Origin of the sequence: Aeribacillus composti, from assembly GCF_031760945.1 — a bacterium.
GTDB classification, from domain to species: domain Bacteria; phylum Bacillota; class Bacilli; order Bacillales; family Aeribacillaceae; genus Aeribacillus; species Aeribacillus composti.
Genome location: NZ_CP134501.1, coordinates 3,694,365 through 3,712,097 on the forward strand (window position 1 = coordinate 3,694,365; position 17,733 = coordinate 3,712,097).

The window sequence follows — 17,733 nt, forward strand, 5'->3', positions numbered from 1 at the left end:
CCTAAGAAGAAAAAAGGGGTCCAGTAATAGCTACTTGTATTGAGCAACAATTTTTCTCAACCGGTTATTTAACGATTTAAGCATCCAATCCCGAAAGATCTCCTGTTTTTCTTCCAATGTTAAATAATACTCGGCGCCAGCTCTCCCCTTTGCAAGATCCGTTATATGTTTAATTGACAAGGCAGCAGCAACGGAAATGTTTAAGCTTTGCACAAATCCTTTCATAGGAATTACAAACGTTCTGTCAGCCATGTCAACCGCCTCTTTTGAAACACCGCTATGTTCATTTCCAAAAACAAGGACAGTCGGTCTGCTTACATCAAGCTTTTCAAGAGGAACAGCCTGTTCACTCAAATGGCTAACATATATTTGATATCCTTTCTTTTTTAATTGACTGATGGCTGCACAAATATCTGATTGATAATCAATTGTCAGCCATTTGTCTGCACTTTTCGTCACCAATTCATTAGGGGCAAAAGGCGCTCTTCCGGTTACAACCGTTACATTCTGCACGCCAAAAGCTTCAGCAGAACGAAGAACAGCCGCTTGATTATGGCCGTCATCCACCGCTTCCAACAATATGGATACGTAACGAGTCCGTTCCTTCAATACCTCATATAAACGATTCAGCCTTTCCGGCACAATCATATCAAGAATTTGGCGATCCTCATCATTTACAATCTTCTCTTTCAGCAATAATTCCACAATATTATTTTCTTTATTAACATTCACATCCCTTTACCTCCTTGAAAGCACGTGCGGGCAAGAAGATCGAACGTTCTCATTTATTATACGTCTTCTCCAAAAAAAATCTACCTCCTATAGCTGGACACGTTATAGATCAGATTAAATATAAACAGTTTATCCACATTATCTTTGTACTGTTTCGTTCGTACTCATTGGGCAAAAACAACAAAGTATAAACATTTGTTTTTGCAAAGAAGAGAATTTCCGCAAAGCTTCTTTGTATATATCAACGGATATTCACAGGAAATCCCCCTAATATAAACAGCTTTTACACATATTTTATCCACATATCCACATTAGCTATCCACATTTCGTATTGGCACATTTGTTCCCTACTACATATATGATTAAATAATTCACATTTGTTGATAAACTTATCCACTTATGCACAGCTTACAAACGGAAAACACTCAATTGCTTGTTTTGAACAAAAAAATCCCGAAAAGAGGTTTCGTAACCTTTTTTCGGGACGCTTATGTTAATAGTGATGTTGATGGCCTAAGGACATAACCCATATAGACCCTGCAACAATGACAATTGCGATATAGATCCCGTAATAAATCATTGTTGCCTGCCAAGAACCGCTTTCTCCTTCTTTCATATGCATGAACAGCAAAAGCTGAATAAACGCTTGGCAAAATGCTAAAACGACAATTAATGTAATAATCGTATTTGTCGGCAGATCGGTTGAAAATGCAATCCACACCGCCAATAACGTCAATATTATAGACAACAAAAACCCGAAGACATGCTTCCAAGGAAATCCTTTTTCGTTTTGTGCCAAGTTAACTCACCATCCCTGTCAAATAGACGAGTGTGAAGAGGAAAATCCAAACGACATCAAGGAAATGCCAATATAGACTTGAAATAAACACTTTTCTTGCCGTATCCGCGTTAAGACCTCTTTTCAGCACCTGCAAAATGATAATCAAAATCCAAAATATCCCGATCGTAACATGAAGCCCGTGCGTTCCAACAAGAGCGAAGAAGGATGAAAGGAACGCGCTTGTTTGCATTGTTGCACCTTCATGAACAGCATACAAAATGAACTCTTCTATTTCAAAGTACAAAAAACCGATTCCCAACAATATCGTAACAATCAGCCAGCCGATCATACCGGCTTGCTTGCCTCTTCGCATTTCATAAACGGCAAGACCGCAAGTGAAGCTGCTTGTAAGCAGAAGAAAAGTTTCAATCAAAACTGTTTTCAATTCATACAATTCCTCGGGACCTGGTCCGCCCGCTGTTCTGGAGACGAGCACAAGATACGTAGCAAAGAGGGTGGCAAACAGGGCAAGCTCTGCCCCGAGAAAAATCCAAAAACCTAAAATATTTAATTGATTTTGTTTCGTTGAATACTCAAGTGGAAGATTCGATTGTTTTGGAGCAATTTCCGACATGTTACTCCCTCCCTGCTTCCGTCTGTTTAATTTCTTCGACCGGCACATAGTATCCATCATCATATTCAAAAGAGCGCAAAATCATGCAAATGATAACGCCGATCAATCCGATGATCGCAACCGGCATCCATTCGAAAACTAAACCGAAGCCGGCTATAAAGAAGAAGATCGACATGATGAAAGGCCGCCCCGAATTTGATGGCATATGGATTGGTTTATATTCCGGCTCCTCTTCTTCTTTTCCTTCTTTCCGTTCCTTCTTCATCATCCACCAAGCGTCAAGACCTTTTACCTGCGGTGTTACGGCAAAGTTGTAATGCGGTGCAGGCGACGGAATAGACCATTCCAGCGTCCGGCCATCCCAAGGATCTCCCGTGAGGTCACGCTCGCCTTTAAAGTACGTGTACACAACATTAATACACAGGAAGATAAAGCCGATTCCCATCATAACTGCGCCAATAGTCGAAATGACGTTTAATTCCGTCCAGCCGGCATCTGCCGGATATGTGTAAATTCTTCTTGGCATGCCCATAAATCCTAAAACATATTGCGGCAAGAAACATACATTAAAGCCAAGGACGAAAAACCAGAACGTAATTTTGCCGAGCTTTTCATTTAAAATGACGCCAAACATTTTCGGATACCAATAATGAAGCGCTGCAAAGACAGCAAAGACCGTACCGCAAATTAACGTATTATGAAAATGGGCTACAAGGAAATACGTATTATGATATTGGTAATCGGCCGCAGCCATCGAAAGCATCACACCTGTAACCCCGCCGATGACGAAAGTTGGAATAAACGCCAAAGACCATAGCATCGCAGATGTGAATTTGATTCGACCTTTATATAAAGTGAAGAGCCAGTTAAAGATTTTTACCCCTGTCGGTATGGCTATCGCCATCGTCGATACAGAGAAAAATGCATTAACCGGGGCTCCTGAACCCATTGTGAAAAAGTGGTGCACCCAAACGAGCATACTTAATACAGAAATCGCCACCATGGACCAAACCATGGCTGTATAACCGAAAAGACGTTTTCTTGCAAACGTTGAGACAACTTCTGAAAAAACCCCAAACGCTGGCAAAATGGCAATATACACTTCCGGGTGCCCCCAAATCCAGAACAGGTTCGCCCAATGCATTGGCACTCCATCGCCTGAAAGCGTAAAAAAGTGAGTGCCAAATATTCTGTCCAATGTCATTAATGCTAAAGCAACCGTCAATACCGGAAAAGCGAAAACAACCAATATAGACGTAATAAGCGTTGCCCATGTAAACATCGGCATGCGCATTAAAGTCATTCCAGGAGCTCTCATTTTTAGAATCGTTACAATGAAATTAATACCGGAGATTAATGAACCGATCCCTGAAATTTGCAATCCTAATAAATAATAATTTTGGCCCGGCCCCGGGCTGAGTTCATTTCCAGCAAGAGGCATGTATGCCGTCCACCCTGCATCCGGTGAGCCGCCGATCACAAATGAAATGTTGAACAGCAAGGCGCCAAAGAAAAACGTCCAGAAGCTGAGTGCATTCAAATACGGGAACGCCACATCTCTAGCTCCAATTTGGAGAGGAACTGCAATGTTCATGATCCCGAATATGAACGGCATTGCCATAAATAAAATCATAATGGTTCCATGTGTAGTGAAAATTTCATTATAATGCTGTGAATCTAAAAACGTATTATTTGGCACTGTCAATTGGGCGCGCATTAAAAGTGCGTCTACGCCCCCTCGGAATAGCATTAATACGGCGGAAATAATATACATAATCCCTATTTTTTTATGGTCAACAGTCGTTAGCCACTCTTTCCACAGCCATTTCCATTTTTTAAAATAGGTTAATACAAAAACGATACCAATAATTGTTAATACAATGGCTGCATCCGCCATATATATAAGGGGTTCGCCGGTAACGAAAAATTCATCCCATTTCACAGCACGTTCCTCCTTCCTTCCGATTAATGTCCTTCGTGCTGATGGCTTTCATGTTCACGATTATCATGATGATCAGATTCAACTTCCTCCAATTTTATGGTACCGTGCTTTTCTTTTGCAGGGATATTGTCTAAATGCTCACCTGGTTTCGCAAAATCAACCCACGCCAAATGTGTTCCAGAAAAAGTCAATTTATCTTTTAAAACTCCGACTTGGATGATTTCGTTAAATTGTTTTTTCGTCAGCAATGGAGCTGATGCTTGTGTTTCTTTCACCCATTTATAAAAATCTTCTTTTTCCATTGCGTTCACATCAAATGTTTGATGGGCAAATCCTTCTCCTGTAAAATTTGAATTCCGCCCTTTAAACGTACCGACATGATCAGCCTGCAAATAAAGAGTCATTCCCATTCCAGCCATATTATATTTTTGTCCGCCCAGCTCTGGAATCCATAAAGCGCTCATCCCGCCGACAGCTGTCAATTTAAATTCAACTGGAACATCTTTTGGAATGTTGACATAATTGACTGTTTCAATATTTTCCTCCGGATAGCTGAAAATCCATTTCCAATCGGCTGCTGTCGCATGAATTACAATTGGTTCAACCCCTCTAGATTCCTTCGGCGGTTTTTCAAGCTCAAAAGTCGCCTTAATCGTTGGTATCGCCAATGCAATGACAATCAACACAGGAATAGCTGTCCAAATGATTTCCAGAAGTGTATTTCCGTGCTGGTCAGGAGGCTCATAATCAAGATTTTCTGGTCTCTCCCTGTATTTCCATAAAATAATGGCAAACAGCACAAAGATGACAACAATAATAAACAGCATAAACCAAATTGACCAAAGGATTAAATCCTTTTGAACCTCTGCAACAGGTCCTTTCGGATTTAATAAAACAAAGCGTTCACTGCAACCTGTCAACAAAAAAAGTAATGACAGTGGTAAAACCTTCATAAACAAGTTCAACCATTTTTGTTGTTGTGCCGGCATTTTCGATCCCTCTCAAATCAGAAATGTTTTAAATTTTCATAAAAAACCGACTTAATCGATTCAAAAAATAATTGAGTTGTAAATGAACTTTATCACATTTTTATCGAAATAAACTTTAATTCAAAAAACAGTCAAGAAACGATAAATTTTTTGTAAAATTTTTGCCACGAATCTGACACAATATAGAGAAATTCCGTTTTTTCAGGGAATCTTCTCTATATTTTCCAAATAAAAGCTGATGGGAATGTATTTTCGAGGGATGTACATGAAGAAGCTGAAAAATGACGTTTTCATCTGTTTTCTTGAACCGATGTATCATTCTAAATTTGCCAAGTGAGGAAATAAGCAAAATGAGTTAGCAGCCGAGTCAGGGGAAAAATAAACAAATTCATGCTGAAAGGAAGAGTTCGGATAAATGACTTACATACAATTTTCTGTTCAAAAATAAAGCTCCTATCTTCATAAAATCGAGATAGGAGCTGAAGCTTTAGTTTAAATTCAATCCTTTTTTCTGAACAAATTGCTTCATGTACATTCTTGTCGGATTCGAAAGCATGCGAGCCATTTGACCAGTCCAAGTATCTTTGCGAATCCCGTTTGTTCGCTGATCATAATAATTGGATACTATTTCATTATATTGTTCAAGCTCGCGCACATATGCTTCTTGATCTTGCTTATATTCTTCCTCATGATAAATATGCTCAAAAGGTATTCTTGGTTTTTTCGCCGTTTCTTTTGCAGGGTAGCCGACAGTTAATGCAAAAAGAGGGATGACCTTGTTTGGAATTTTCAACAGCCTCGATACTTCTTCTAAATTATTGCGGATGCCTCCGATGTAGCAAATGCCGAGTCCCATTGACTCAGCCGCCAACGCAGCATTTTGAGCGGCCAGTGCAGCATCAATGAGAGCTACCATAAATTTTTCAGTGCTCCTCAATGAATCTTCTACATTTTTGCCTTCCATTTCACCAATGACTTCATGACGGTGCAAATCAGCGCAAAAAATAAATAAATGTCCGCTCTTCTCTACGTAAGCTTGGTTTCCTGCCAGTTCAGCGAGCTTTTTTTTCGTTTGTATATTTTTCACCCCGATAATGGAATAGGCTTGCATGTAACTTGAAGTTGAAGCGGCTTGGGCGCATTCGACAATTAATCGGATTTGCTCATCTGTCAAAGGCCGATCCTCAAAATGACGAACGGAACGGTGATTTAAAATGGTTTTGATAATATCGTTCAACATAATCATCCTTTCTATGATCTCACTTATTTTTTGAAAAATCACACTTCTTCCAATCCAAGTATTAACATGAAAATGCTGCTCTTTCAAATGATTCGTATTGAAAAATACGTTTTTTACAGCTCCTTTTTCAGTGAAGGCTCCAAGCATCTAATTTTACCATCGTATCTCAAACTATTCACTGCAACGATCCTGTATTGTAAACAACAAAATTTTTCAAATTTACGTTATTAGAAAAATTAAATTTTAAAAACGACCCTATAAACATTTCGCAATTTGTATGCGAATTTCTGCTTCTGTCCATTGATTTCCCAAAATAGGGCAGCACTTTTCTGAACCTAAAAAATAGGGATTGAAAAAACAAAAAAAATCATCTATTCTGATAATTATAGTTTCATATAGTGTTCCAAGCAGCAGGTGCGTCATATTGCGTCGGCAATATGCGCTTAAAAGGGAAGATTGGTGAAATTCCAACACGGTCGCGCCACTGTGATGGGGAGCTTTTGGCCATCATCCACTGTTTCAATTTTTGAAATGGGAAGGAGGATCGAAAGCGATGATCCTAAGTCAGGAGACCTGCCTGTTGTATGCACTGCCACCTACGCGTCATAGGGAGGAGTGATGAAGCCATGTTGAGATTTAAGCCCTTCATGTATCTCAACACGAGTTAGAGTCCACAATTCCCTCTTTCACGCGTAAAAAGAGGGTTTTTATTATGTGTTGAGATACAAATCAAATGGGGGTGTCATTATTGACATTAATTAGTTCAAATCTTGGCTATCCAAGAATTGGTGAAAGAAGAGAATGGAAAAGAGCGCTGGAATCATTTTGGAACGGAAACATTTCAGAAAGCAGCTTGGAGGAAACATTAAAAGATATACGTCTTCTCAATCTGAAAAAACAGAAGGAAAAAGGAATAGACCTGATTCCTGTCGGAGATTTTTCATTATATGACCATGTCCTCGATACTGCTTTTATGTTTGGGTATATTCCTTCTAGATTCCAGCATATGGAGCCGACTTCATTAAAAACATATTTTGCAATGGCTAGAGGCTCTGATGAAGCAGAAGCAATGGAAATGACCAAATGGTTCAACACAAACTACCATTATATTGTTCCGGAGCTTGAAAATAAAACGCCGGCGTTAGTAAAGAACCGTCTGCTTGAACTTTTTCAGGAAGCGAAAAACGAGCTGAATATTGAAGCAAAACCGGTTTTGCTAGGTCCAATTACTTTTTTAAAGCTGGCAAAACAATACGATCAACACGATTTTCATAAACATTTGTCTGCTTTAATTCCTGTTTACGTCCAATTGTTGACGGAACTTGCTCAGGCCGGTGCGAAATGGGTGCAAATTGATGAGCCGATTCTTGTACAGGAGCTGGATGATTCATCGATTCCTTTGTTTAAAGAGGTATACGATGCTTTCCACAAAGCGCTTCCTTCGTTAAATATCATTTTGCAAACATACTTTGAAAGTATAACCCATTATCAAGAAATCGTGTCTCTTCCTGTCGCTGCAATTGGCCTGGACTTTGTACATGATCATGGCGTCAATCTGTCGAACATCAAAACGCTCGGCTTTCCGAAAGACAAAATTCTCGCAGCTGGTTTGATCGACGGACGCAACATTTGGAAAGCATCCTTAGTATCAAAAGCTAAGGAAATCGATGATCTTGCGCAATATGTAGATATTAATAGATTGATCATTCAGCCTTCATGCAGCTTGCTTCATGTACCTGTCACAGTTCAAAACGAACAGAGCTTGCCGTCCATATTGAAAAATGCTCTTTCCTTTGCTGATGAAAAATTGGATGAAGTAAATGAACTTGCTCAATATGCAAAAGGAAAAAGAACGATCGATGATTTAAAACAATATGACCGCTCTTATACGGATTTTATCCATTCTTCCTTTCGGACAAATGAGAAGGTTCAAGAGGCCACCAAAAATATCGGAGCATATCCAACGAAACGTGTGGATTATACCGAACGGCAAAAACTGCATAAAAAAAGATGGAATCTGCCGATTTTACCAACTACTACGATCGGAAGCTTTCCGCAGACGAAAGAAATCCGGCAAATCCGCTTAAAATGGCGGAAAGGCGAATATACAAACGAGCAGTATGAATCGGTCATCAATAATGAAATAAAAAAATGGATTGACATTCAAGAACAGCTCGGTTTAGACGTATTCGTCCATGGGGAATTTGAACGGACCGATATGGTCGAATTTTTCGGGGAAAAATTAAATGGAATTGCTGTTACGAATAACGGCTGGGTGCAATCATACGGGTCACGATGCGTGAGACCGCCGATTATTTACGGAGATGTAGCATTTGATCAGCCGATGACCGTAAAAGAAAGCGTATATGCACAATCACTGACAAGCAAGCCTGTTAAAGGGATGCTGACAGGACCTGTCACGATCCTAAACTGGTCATTTGTGCGCAATGACATCGACCGTATAAGCGTTCTTCGCCAGCTCGCCCTTGCCATTCGCGAAGAAGTGCTAGCTTTAGAGAAAAATGGAATAGGCATGATTCAAGTTGATGAGCCTGCATTACGTGAAGGATTGCCTCTGAAACAATCAAAACAAAAAGAATATATCGAAGGAGCTGCTGAAGCCTTCAAGCTCGCCACCAGCTCTGTTCGCCCGGAAACACAAATCCATACTCATATGTGCTATTCGCAATTTGAGGATATCATGGAGGCAATTGATGACCTTGATGCGGATGTCATTTCTATTGAATCTTCCCGAAGCCATGGAGAGCTTGTTCATGCTTTTGAAACGTATCAATATAAAAGAGAGATTGGCTTAGGCGTATATGACATTCACAGCCCGCGAATTCCATCCGTTGAAGAAATGGCAAAAAATATCGACCGCGCCTTAGCAGTGCTTGACGTGCGCCAGTTTTGGGTTAACCCTGACTGCGGCCTAAAAACAAGATCAGTGGATGAAACGATTAGTGCTTTAAAAGTCATGGTCGAAGCTGCGAAAACCTATCGAGAAAAAATAACTGCTGCACAAATTTAAGAAAAGTGTAGGCCGATTCTCTCAGCAGTCAAATCCCGATAAAACCGGCAGAAATGTCAGTTTCTATACTTTCATTTAAAAAAGGAGCCTTGCCGCTCCTTTTTTACGTTTATAAAAGAACTCCCCTTTCGCCGACTTTCAAAAGCCGAACCTACATGTAAATATTTTATATCCACAAAATCTTATTGAAAAAAAATGTTTCACATCGTTTCTTTCTTCAGTTGAGCTGCACTTTCCTTAACATCATCCGCTAGACAAATGGCAGAAATGACGGAGATGCCGTCTGCTCCGCTAGCGATCACCTGACCGGCGTTGGCGATGTTGATCCCGCCAATTCCGACAATAGGGATGTCGATCCCTTGTTTGCGCATGCTTTCAATCAATTTTGGACCTTGTGGCTTTTTTGCATCCTCTTTCGTGTTTGTAGAAAAGATTGGCCCCACACCGATATAATCAGCGCCTTGGACAACCGCCTTTTGCGCCTCTTCAATTGTATGTGCAGAAACGCCTAAAATTTTGTCACCGATTTTTTTCCGGACAAGATCAGCCGGTTCATCCTCTTGCCCGATATGAACGCCGTCTGCATCTAGTTCAATAGCCAGATCAACGTCATCGTTGACAATAAACGGAATGTGATGTTTTTGGCAAATAGCCTGCAGCTCTTTTCCAAGCCGCCATTTTTCTTCGCCTGTTAAAGCCCACGCACCTTTTTCACGGTATTGAAAAAGCGTAATTCCGCCTGCAATCGCCTCTTCAAGCACATCAGCAGGCTTCCTTTTGCAGTTTACACTGCCCATAATAAAATACACCTTTAGCAGCTCCCGCATTTTATTTGCCGACACTCGCGCCATGTTTATCACCTTTGCTTTATTTTTTTACAAAAGACCCTTTTTTCAGCAACTCGTCTCCCGTCACCTTTGCCAGCTGGTTCAATAATTCAATTTGAAAGCTTCCAGGACCTTTTTCTTCCGTTAAATCAAATGCGATTTCTGCAGCGACCCCATAAGTGACGAGGCCGGCTACTGAAGCAGCAAGAAAGTCCTTTTCAACGGCTGAAAAAGCACCGATAATGGAAGTCAATAAACATCCTGTTCCGGTAACTTTTGTTAAAATTGGATGGCCGTTTTGAATCAAATACGTTGTCTTCCCATCCGTTGCCACGTCTTCTTTTCCGGTAATGACTGCAACTGTATTCAGCTCTTCGGCCGCTTTTTTGGCCAGCGAAACAGGATCAGCAGCTGAATCCGCCGCATCCACCCCTTTCATTGCAAGCTTTTCACCTATCACATTGGCAATCTCAGGTGCATTCCCGCGAATAACTGAGATGCGGACCTCCTTTAATATTTTCCAAACAGCTTCCGTCCGGTAAGGGGTGGCTCCCGCACCGACAGGATCTAAAATGACTGGAACCCCGTGTTCATTCGCTGATTTTCCTGCAATGATCATTGCTTCGATTACTTCAGGGGATAATGTGCCAATATTTAAAACGAGCGCGCCGGATATTTTCGCCATATCCGCAACCTCTTCCTTTGCATACGCCATAACCGGAGAAGCGCCGATCGCCAGCAAACCGTTTGCTGTAAAGTTGGTGACGACGACATTCGTAATGTTGTGGACGAGAGGATTTTGGGCGCGAACCTTTTCTAGCGCCAAAATCAATTGTTCTTTATTCATTTTCTCACTCCTTCTAGAAAGCTAAAGCACCTTGTCCAAGCTGCAAAGTGCATCATGTATTGGAAATTATTCCAATAACTTCCGTAATTCCCCAACAAATTCGAACGATAAGACAGAAGAATTTGTATTTTCAGGTTGATGCCAAAAGTTCTGAACCTGCTTTTTTATGATAATTTCTGCCAATCATTATACTCTCTTTTTATTTACAATCCAAATTTTCGTCTTCTTCATGAAAAATTTGCTCTTTATACGCCTGCAATTGTTCATTTTAACATGACACTTTTTATGATATAATTTCAAATAAAACAATCATTTCGAATCAATATGCATGTTATTGAAAGAATATACATCTTTCATTTATAATAGACCAGTGAATGTCGAAACGAATTTCATTCTTTGATTCATTTATAAGGAGGTACTTATGAAAAAATATTTTAGCAAAATAATTGCACTTGCTGTTTTCACAAGCCTAATGCTTATACTTTCAGCATGCGGTGCAGGAGGTTCTGAAGGCGATAAAGGAGCAAGCAGTGAGAAGAAAGAAACGTTAAAGGTTGTTACAAACGCAGCATACGCTCCGTTTGAATATATCGACAAAGGTAAAGTTGTCGGCTTTGATATTGATTTCATAAACGCTGTGGCTAAAGAGGCCGGTTATAAAGTAGACATTAAACATACCGGATGGGATCCAATGTTTGCTGAAGTTCAAAGAAAACAAGCTGACTTGGCAGCTTCCTCTGTGTCCATTACTGAAGACAGAAAGCAAACATACGATTTTTCTGTTCCGTATTTTGAATCAACTCTTATGATTTTAGTTCCTGAAGACAGCGATATTCAAAATGCGCTTGATCTGAAAGGCAAAAAAGTTGCTGTCCAAAACGGAACAACCGGTCAGACAGCAGCTGAAAAAATACTTGCCGGCGATGGAACGGTTAAAAAATTTGAAGACAACGTCCTCGCGATCATGGAACTTCTGAACGGAGGCGCAGACGCAGTTGTGGCCGATAACGCGGTTGTCAATGAATATATTAAAAATAATCCGGACAAAAAATTGAAAGCAATTAAAGATCCGGAAAATTTCGATTCGGAGTTTTACGGTCTAATGTTCGCGAAAGGAAGCAAATTAAAACCAGAACTTGACAAAGCGATCAATACACTGTTTGAAAACGGAACGTACAGTGAGATTTATAAAAAATGGTTTGGTGTCGAACCAGATATCGATATATTAAAAAATCAGCAATAATTTTAAGCATTCCACAGGTATTTTGCTTGTCCGGAATGCACGCGGGGAGATATATGTATGAATTTTCGTTTTGATCTCATAGCTGAATATGCACCCTTTTTCTTCCAAGGAACGCTTGTAACAATTGGACTCTCTCTTGGTGCAATCGCCATCGGCACCATTTTGGGTCTTTTTATCGGCATCGGGAAAATTGCTCAAAATAAATTTATTCGCCTGCCCTTTTCATGGTACGTTACATTTTTCAGAGGCACGCCTCTTTTTGTCCAGATGCTGCTCGTTCATTTCGGGCTCGTACCGCTGCTAATCGGTGATACGAATGGAATTATAGCGGCAATTGTTGCACTTTCTTTAAACTCTGCCGCCTACATTGCAGAGATATTCCGTGCAGGTATTCAATCGATTGATAAAGGACAGATGGAAGCTGCAAGATCTCTCGGTATGAGCCATAAACAGGCGATGCGCTATGTCATTTTGCCGCAGGCGACGAAACGGATGATTCCGCCTCTTGGCAATGAATTCGTCATTTTAATAAAAGAGTCGTCAATCGCCGCCATCATTGCCACCCCTGAGCTGATGTATTGGGGACGGGCTATGCAGGGGCAATATTATATCGTTTGGGAGCCATACCTCACCGTTGCGCTCATCTATCTTGTTCTGACATTGTCCTTAAGCAAATTATTAAGCTTTGTTGAAAGGAGAACAACAACCGGATGATTCAAGTAAAACATTTAAAGAAAAGCTTTGGGAATCTTGAAGTGTTAAAAGACATCAGTGTAGACATTAAAGAAAAAGAAGTTGTATGCGTCATTGGTCCATCCGGTTCAGGCAAAAGCACGTTTCTTCGCTGTTTAAACAAGCTTGAGGACATTACGGCAGGACAGGTTATCGTGAACGGTCAAGATATTACAAATCCAAACTTGGACATTAATAAAGTTCGCCAAGAGGTTGGAATGGTGTTTCAGCAGTTTAACCTATTTCCGCATAAAACAGTGTTGGAAAATATTACACTTGCTCCGATAAAAGTAAAAGGAGTCTCGGAACAGGAAGCAAACGAAAAAGCTTTGCAGCTGCTGAAAAAAGTGGGATTAAGCGAAAAAGCTTCAAGCTATCCAAGCGAATTATCAGGGGGCCAAAAACAGCGCGTTGCCATTGCCCGCGCTCTTGCAATGAATCCTAAAATCATGCTTTTCGATGAACCTACATCCGCCCTCGATCCAGAAATGGTCGGTGAAGTGTTAACAGTTATGAAAGAATTAGCGGCGGAAGGAATGACGATGGTCGTCGTGACGCATGAAATCGGATTTGCCAAAGAAGTGAGCGATCGAGTGATTTTCATGGACGGCGGATATATTGTAGAGGAAAACATACCTAGCGAGCTTTTTAACAATCCTAAACACGAACGAACAAAAGCTTTTTTAAGCAAAGTGCTGTGAACAAGGCAAGTATCCGGCATGCGGGTTGACTTAAACTCCTTTTCAATCAAATCTCATACGAATTCATTTCGGACAAGCCGAAAAGCTTGTCCTTTATCTTTTTCTCAATGGAGCTTCTCCCCTCTTACGCACTACACACTCGTTCTTCATATATTATTTGCCATCAGCATCCAAAAGTGTTTGGACGGTAAGCCTTTCGTATATTTCCCAGCCTGAAGTTCCTGCTTGGAAGTACTATTTGAATTGTCGTAGCATCGCGGCTTGTACCAAAGTTGTTCAGCTTTTGAAGACTGACATTTCTCATCTTGGATTAGAAAGCAGAAGGCACAGATGCCGATAACACATCCAATTTTTTAGGTCAGTAACTTTTTTTCTAAAAAAAACAGGGTCTAAGACCCTGTAAGCAAAAAAACATTAAATTTCATATTTAAACTCACGGTATGCATCGATCAAGAGGAAAATTGCCGTTATGATATGCATCACCATTCCAACAATCGGAATCCATGCAATGCAGGAAGTAATAATTCCTAAAATGCTGCCATGCTTGTTTTTATTTGTTATAATGGCAAAAATCAACGTCACAAGGTGCAGTACAAACATAAACGCCAAAGGCGTCCATAGGAAAGATAATATAATCGTTCCACCTATAACTGGAATTCCGAAAAATGCTTCAAGACCCCCGCTTACCCATTTTAAAATGTTGACTACTGACATATAAATCCACCTCTGTATCCGTTTTTTCAATATACGAATTTGCGAATTGAAATGTTTCAAATATTCTTCAGCCCGGCACAAAAACTATTTTTGCAAGACAATTCATCTTGTTAGAGTTTTCACAATTTTTATTTTATGATAAAATCTTACAACAAAATAAATTTTAACGGGAGTTTATGGAGATGACATATAAACTTTTATTTTTGGACATAGACGGAACAATTTTGACACCGGATGATCAAATTCAAGAATCTACGAAAAGAGCTGTAGCTGCAGTTCAGAAACAAGGTGTAGAGGTCTTTCTGGCAACAGGGAGACCTTTGCATGAAATTTCGCATATCGGCAAAGAGCTGAACGTTCAATCGTTTATTGGCTATAACGGCGCATTTACGGTTTATAGGGGCCGCGAGATTTTAAAAGAGCCGATGAATCCAGATATTGTTCAAAACTTTGTGCATACCGCCAAACACCATGGACATGAGCTCGTCATGTATACAAGAGAAAAAAATGTCCTTAGCTCGTTTGATTCCCCTGCTATGAAAAATTTCATTCAAAAATTTCATTTACAAAAAAATGAGTTGTTTTCATATGATATCATCGATCAAGTTTTAGGAATGACGATATTAAATTTAGCTGATCGCGATGTTTCTCTTTATGAAAAAGACGATCTTATATACTTATCCCAAGTGAATATCGAAGGCCTGGCCCAATGCTACGATGTCATTAGGGAAAAGGTCAATAAGGGCAAAGCTGTCAAAGCAATATTAAATTATCTTGGCGTGCCAAAAGAAAGCGCCATTGCCTTTGGCGATGCCATGAATGATAAAGAGATGCTCTCAATAGTCGGCGAAGGTTTTGCAATGGGGAACGCAGATCCAAACCTTTTGCCATATGCGAAGCACCAAACAACAGACGTAACAAATTCCGGTGTCTATCACGGTTTGAAAAAGCTTGGTCTCGTTGAATAAGTAAGAAGACTGTGTAAATAGTCTTTTCCCTGCCAAATAGACAGTTGTAAAAAAAGATTATGCAAAACTGTGTTTCGGTATTCAGCTGGAGCACAATGCAAAAATTGTTGTTTTACAGTGAGAAAAATACAACATTTCTACTTTAAGGAAAAAAAGGACTCGATGCAGCGTGATCCAGGCAGATGTCTTTGCCAGAACGGCTGCCATGTGACCGAGTCCTTCTATTCTGCTTAGACGAATACCAGAAAATAGAAAACTGGTCTTCCCTCATCTTCAAAACGAAGTGAGTCATCTTTGTTCACATTGGAAAGAAAAAACGGGCGATGAAGGTTTTGCGGCAGGGAGAGGACCGAATTAATTTATTTGACGAAATAAACTGAAAGGTCAGGAAATGTGCTCCTAATTATGAGCGTGAACCGATACAATATATATTCCTTTATCCGCATAAAAAGAAACGATTAGACTATTATTGAAATCATGAGCAATCGATTGGTGTTCAGAATTACTGGAACATACTGAGTTAACTTTATTGCATATAGTTTATGAAGGTGTATTTATTTTATCCTCATGAGTGGAAAGGAGAAAAAGCTTTGATAAAAGCAATTATTTTTGATTTCGACGGTTTAATTATAGACACAGAGACTCCCTGGTTTGAGGCTTATAAAGAAACTTTAGGTTATTATAATGTTGATTTGCCCCTTGAACAATATGTAAAAAGCGTTGGGTCAGATAATACAGTACTTTACGAGTTTTTCAAACAACAATTGGGAGAAAGCTGTAATATTGAGGAAATTGATGCCAAAGCAGAAAGCATTTATAAAGAAAAGATGAAAACACCTCAGGCACGTGAAGGTGTAAAGGATTATTTGCAAGAAGCAAACAATTTAGGATATAAAATTGCTATTGCTTCAAGCTCCACAAGGGAGTGGGTAACTCATTATTTAGATGAACTTGGGGTGTTAAACTATTTTAATACTATTATCACACAGGATGATGTTGAGAAGGTAAAACCGGCACCTGATTTGTATTTAAAAGCAGTTGATGCCTTAAACATCAGCTCAAATGAAGCATTAGCATTTGAAGATTCTTTAAATGGGCTCCAAGCAGCTCTAGCTGCTGGACTGAAATGCGTAATTGTGCCAAATCCAGTAACGGAGTCTTTACCTTTCGAAAATTATGATTTGCGACTTCATTCCATGGCAGAAAAAAGTTTGAGCGATGTCATAAAATTTATTGAACAATAAAGAATTAAAATCTCGTATTAATGCTAAGCTCTATCAAATAATATTTGATAATTCGCTAGATAAAGAACCCCCCAAGGAGGTCCTTTATCTAGCTGCTTCCTCAATGAACACCACCTGCAAATGTTTTCGTGAAATCATTAACGTGTGGCACCCATTTCTTTATAACGAGTCCAATGAAGATAATGATTTCCTTCTAAAGTAACTATTTTACTTGAAAAACTGCGGCTTAATTACGTTTGATAAAAAGTTACATTGGATTTCCCATCTTCGTTCACTCGATCTTCTTTCGAAGTAAAAATCAAGACAAAGGATACAACAAGAAGCAAATGAAATAAAAAATATATTGAGCAAACAGTCAATTTAACTTTCCCGCCTGATATGCCTAGAAATGGCTTTGGTCATTGTTCAATTCTCTTCGGAATAAGTACCTTTTTCAGCTACCAGGAAGGAAATCATCAGGAATGATATATAATGCCAATCGTGCAATTCCAGTTGGTGAAAACATACTTCATATATTCGGACATTGTTGGAGCTGACTCGTCGAAATACTCTAAAACCTGCGGCAAGGTGAAATCAATCCCTATAACTGCTTTCACTTCATCTGGGTATGCATTAGCATAATACATGCTGTATATGCCAGAAATAGAGGGCGGCATCAATATGTAAGGACCTTCTATATTTGATTTTAAAGCGGTTCTAATTTCCTCCACTATATTTTCCACTGTTCGTTCCTTATTCGTTACGTTGCTCCAACCATATCGAAAGCTCTCTACTACGACCACTTTATGATTCTTTGCCAATTCATTTACTAAGGGTTCGAAATCTAACACGGGAGCTGCTGTGCCTAAACCGCTTAATAACACAATCGTGTTTTCTCCATCACCTTTTGTATAAACGTGCATATTCTTTCCATCTACTTCAACTAATTGTCCTAATGGTGGATATTTTGCTTATGGATATTTTGCTTATACACTGTCATGATGTGATGGAAAACGCCTCAAATCAGAGCCGCTGTAATCATAAACAAAAAAATATTTTTTGGAATTATCCAAAATCAAGATTTCTTTTTACTGTTCATTCTTTCACTTCTCTCTATAAAACATTCTAT

The 17,733-nt window shown here is 39.6% G+C and carries 16 protein-coding genes and 1 riboswitch; of the genes, 6 read left to right on the forward strand and 10 right to left on the reverse strand.

The genetic code is table 11. From position 1 onward, the window contains the following. Positions 1-30 precede the first annotated feature (30 nt). The 6 genes from RI196_RS17850 to nfsA form a co-directional block, all read right to left on the reverse strand. Positions 31-732: a TrmH family RNA methyltransferase gene (locus RI196_RS17850; RefSeq protein WP_063389076.1), complete on the reverse strand. Its 702-nt coding sequence runs from the start codon at positions 730-732 to the stop codon at positions 31-33. Between the two features lie 493 nt (positions 733-1,225). Beyond that, the gene (gene qoxD, locus RI196_RS17855) at positions 1,226-1,531 is read right to left on the reverse strand and encodes a cytochrome aa3 quinol oxidase subunit IV (protein ID WP_130156413.1); all 306 of its coding nucleotides are present in this window, start codon (positions 1,529-1,531) and stop codon (positions 1,226-1,228) included. A gap of 1 nt (position 1,532) precedes the next feature. After that, on the reverse strand, positions 1,533-2,147 hold the full coding sequence (gene qoxC / locus RI196_RS17860) for a cytochrome aa3 quinol oxidase subunit III (protein WP_063389078.1): 615 nt from the start codon (positions 2,145-2,147) through the stop codon (positions 1,533-1,535). A gap of 1 nt (position 2,148) precedes the next feature. Further along, entirely contained in the window at positions 2,149-4,044 is a 1,896-nt protein-coding gene (qoxB, locus tag RI196_RS17865; protein ID WP_232515722.1) for a cytochrome aa3 quinol oxidase subunit I, read from the reverse strand. Between the two features lie 68 nt (positions 4,045-4,112). After that, on the reverse strand, positions 4,113-5,078 hold the full coding sequence (gene qoxA / locus RI196_RS17870; protein ID WP_277986807.1) for a cytochrome aa3 quinol oxidase subunit II: 966 nt from the start codon (positions 5,076-5,078) through the stop codon (positions 4,113-4,115). 487 nt (positions 5,079-5,565) lie between these two features. Then, positions 5,566-6,315 (reverse strand): oxygen-insensitive NADPH nitroreductase, encoded by a 750-nt coding sequence (gene nfsA, locus RI196_RS17875; protein WP_094246395.1) that lies wholly within the window; start codon positions 6,313-6,315, stop codon positions 5,566-5,568. Positions 6,316-6,713: 398 nt separating this feature from the next. Then, positions 6,714-6,913, forward strand: a riboswitch (cobalamin riboswitch). A 138-nt stretch (positions 6,914-7,051) separates the two neighbouring features. Here nfsA and metE point away from each other — a divergent pair. Then, entirely contained in the window at positions 7,052-9,349 is a 2,298-nt protein-coding gene (gene metE / locus RI196_RS17880; protein ID WP_277986806.1) for a 5-methyltetrahydropteroyltriglutamate--homocysteine S-methyltransferase, read from the forward strand. A gap of 200 nt (positions 9,350-9,549) precedes the next feature. Here metE and thiE read toward each other — a convergent pair whose 3' ends face one another. Both thiE and thiM read right to left on the reverse strand, forming a co-directional pair. Next, entirely contained in the window at positions 9,550-10,200 is a 651-nt protein-coding gene (gene thiE / locus RI196_RS17885; protein ID WP_130156409.1) for a thiamine phosphate synthase, read from the reverse strand. Positions 10,201-10,216: 16 nt separating this feature from the next. Then, positions 10,217-11,023: a hydroxyethylthiazole kinase gene (thiM, locus tag RI196_RS17890; RefSeq protein ID WP_130156408.1), complete on the reverse strand. Its 807-nt coding sequence runs from the start codon at positions 11,021-11,023 to the stop codon at positions 10,217-10,219. Between the two features lie 421 nt (positions 11,024-11,444). On the opposite strand from thiM, the gene RI196_RS17895 reads away from it, so the two are divergent. From RI196_RS17895 to RI196_RS17905, 3 genes are read left to right on the forward strand one after another with little or no spacing between them, the layout of a single operon-like run. Then, complete coding sequence (locus RI196_RS17895) at positions 11,445-12,266, forward strand: basic amino acid ABC transporter substrate-binding protein (protein ID WP_311066672.1); 822 nt, start codon at positions 11,445-11,447, stop codon at positions 12,264-12,266. Between the two features lie 57 nt (positions 12,267-12,323). Beyond that, complete coding sequence (locus RI196_RS17900) at positions 12,324-12,980, forward strand: amino acid ABC transporter permease (RefSeq protein ID WP_063389085.1); 657 nt, start codon at positions 12,324-12,326, stop codon at positions 12,978-12,980. Next, complete coding sequence (locus RI196_RS17905) at positions 12,977-13,699, forward strand: amino acid ABC transporter ATP-binding protein (protein ID WP_311066673.1); 723 nt, start codon at positions 12,977-12,979, stop codon at positions 13,697-13,699. Before RI196_RS17900 ends, RI196_RS17905 begins: the two co-directional genes overlap by 4 nt. 414 nt (positions 13,700-14,113) lie before the next feature. Here RI196_RS17905 and RI196_RS17910 read toward each other — a convergent pair whose 3' ends face one another. Next, positions 14,114-14,413: a hypothetical protein gene (locus RI196_RS17910; protein WP_063389087.1), complete on the reverse strand. Its 300-nt coding sequence runs from the start codon at positions 14,411-14,413 to the stop codon at positions 14,114-14,116. A 182-nt stretch (positions 14,414-14,595) separates the two neighbouring features. Here RI196_RS17910 and RI196_RS17915 point away from each other — a divergent pair, with 182 nt between their 5' ends. Further along, a complete protein-coding gene (locus RI196_RS17915; RefSeq protein ID WP_066251396.1) occupies positions 14,596-15,381 on the forward strand; it encodes an HAD family hydrolase in 786 nt (261 codons plus the stop codon). 590 nt (positions 15,382-15,971) lie between these two features. Continuing rightward, a complete protein-coding gene (locus RI196_RS17920) occupies positions 15,972-16,625 on the forward strand; it encodes an HAD family hydrolase (RefSeq protein ID WP_311066674.1) in 654 nt (217 codons plus the stop codon). Between the two features lie 455 nt (positions 16,626-17,080). Here the strand turns inward: RI196_RS17920 and RI196_RS17925 are convergent, their stop codons facing one another. Further along, a complete protein-coding gene (locus tag RI196_RS17925; RefSeq protein ID WP_311066675.1) occupies positions 17,081-17,527 on the reverse strand; it encodes an alpha/beta fold hydrolase in 447 nt (148 codons plus the stop codon). Positions 17,528-17,733 lie beyond the last annotated feature (206 nt).

What these genes read in the sequence shown, in the direction of transcription:
- qoxC (WP_063389078.1), bottom strand. Translation starts at nt 2,147, where the DNA reads ATGTCGGAAATTGCTCCAAAACAATCGAATCTTCCACTTGAGTATTCA.
- qoxB (WP_232515722.1), bottom strand. Translation starts at nt 4,044, where the DNA reads ATGGCGGATGCAGCCATTGTATTAACAATTATTGGTATCGTTTTTGTA.
- qoxA (WP_277986807.1), bottom strand. Translation starts at nt 5,078, where the DNA reads ATGCCGGCACAACAACAAAAATGGTTGAACTTGTTTATGAAGGTTTTA.
- metE (WP_277986806.1), top strand. Translation starts at nt 7,052, where the DNA reads ATGGGGGTGTCATTATTGACATTAATTAGTTCAAATCTTGGCTATCCA.
- thiE (WP_130156409.1), bottom strand. Translation starts at nt 10,200, where the DNA reads ATGGCGCGAGTGTCGGCAAATAAAATGCGGGAGCTGCTAAAGGTGTAT.
- thiM (WP_130156408.1), bottom strand. Translation starts at nt 11,023, where the DNA reads ATGAATAAAGAACAATTGATTTTGGCGCTAGAAAAGGTTCGCGCCCAA.
- RI196_RS17895 (WP_311066672.1), top strand. Translation starts at nt 11,445, where the DNA reads ATGAAAAAATATTTTAGCAAAATAATTGCACTTGCTGTTTTCACAAGC.
- RI196_RS17900 (WP_063389085.1), top strand. Translation starts at nt 12,324, where the DNA reads ATGAATTTTCGTTTTGATCTCATAGCTGAATATGCACCCTTTTTCTTC.
- RI196_RS17905 (WP_311066673.1), top strand. Translation starts at nt 12,977, where the DNA reads ATGATTCAAGTAAAACATTTAAAGAAAAGCTTTGGGAATCTTGAAGTG.
- RI196_RS17910 (WP_063389087.1), bottom strand. Translation starts at nt 14,413, where the DNA reads ATGTCAGTAGTCAACATTTTAAAATGGGTAAGCGGGGGTCTTGAAGCA.
- RI196_RS17915 (WP_066251396.1), top strand. Translation starts at nt 14,596, where the DNA reads ATGACATATAAACTTTTATTTTTGGACATAGACGGAACAATTTTGACA.
- RI196_RS17925 (WP_311066675.1), bottom strand. Translation starts at nt 17,527, where the DNA reads ATGCACGTTTATACAAAAGGTGATGGAGAAAACACGATTGTGTTATTA.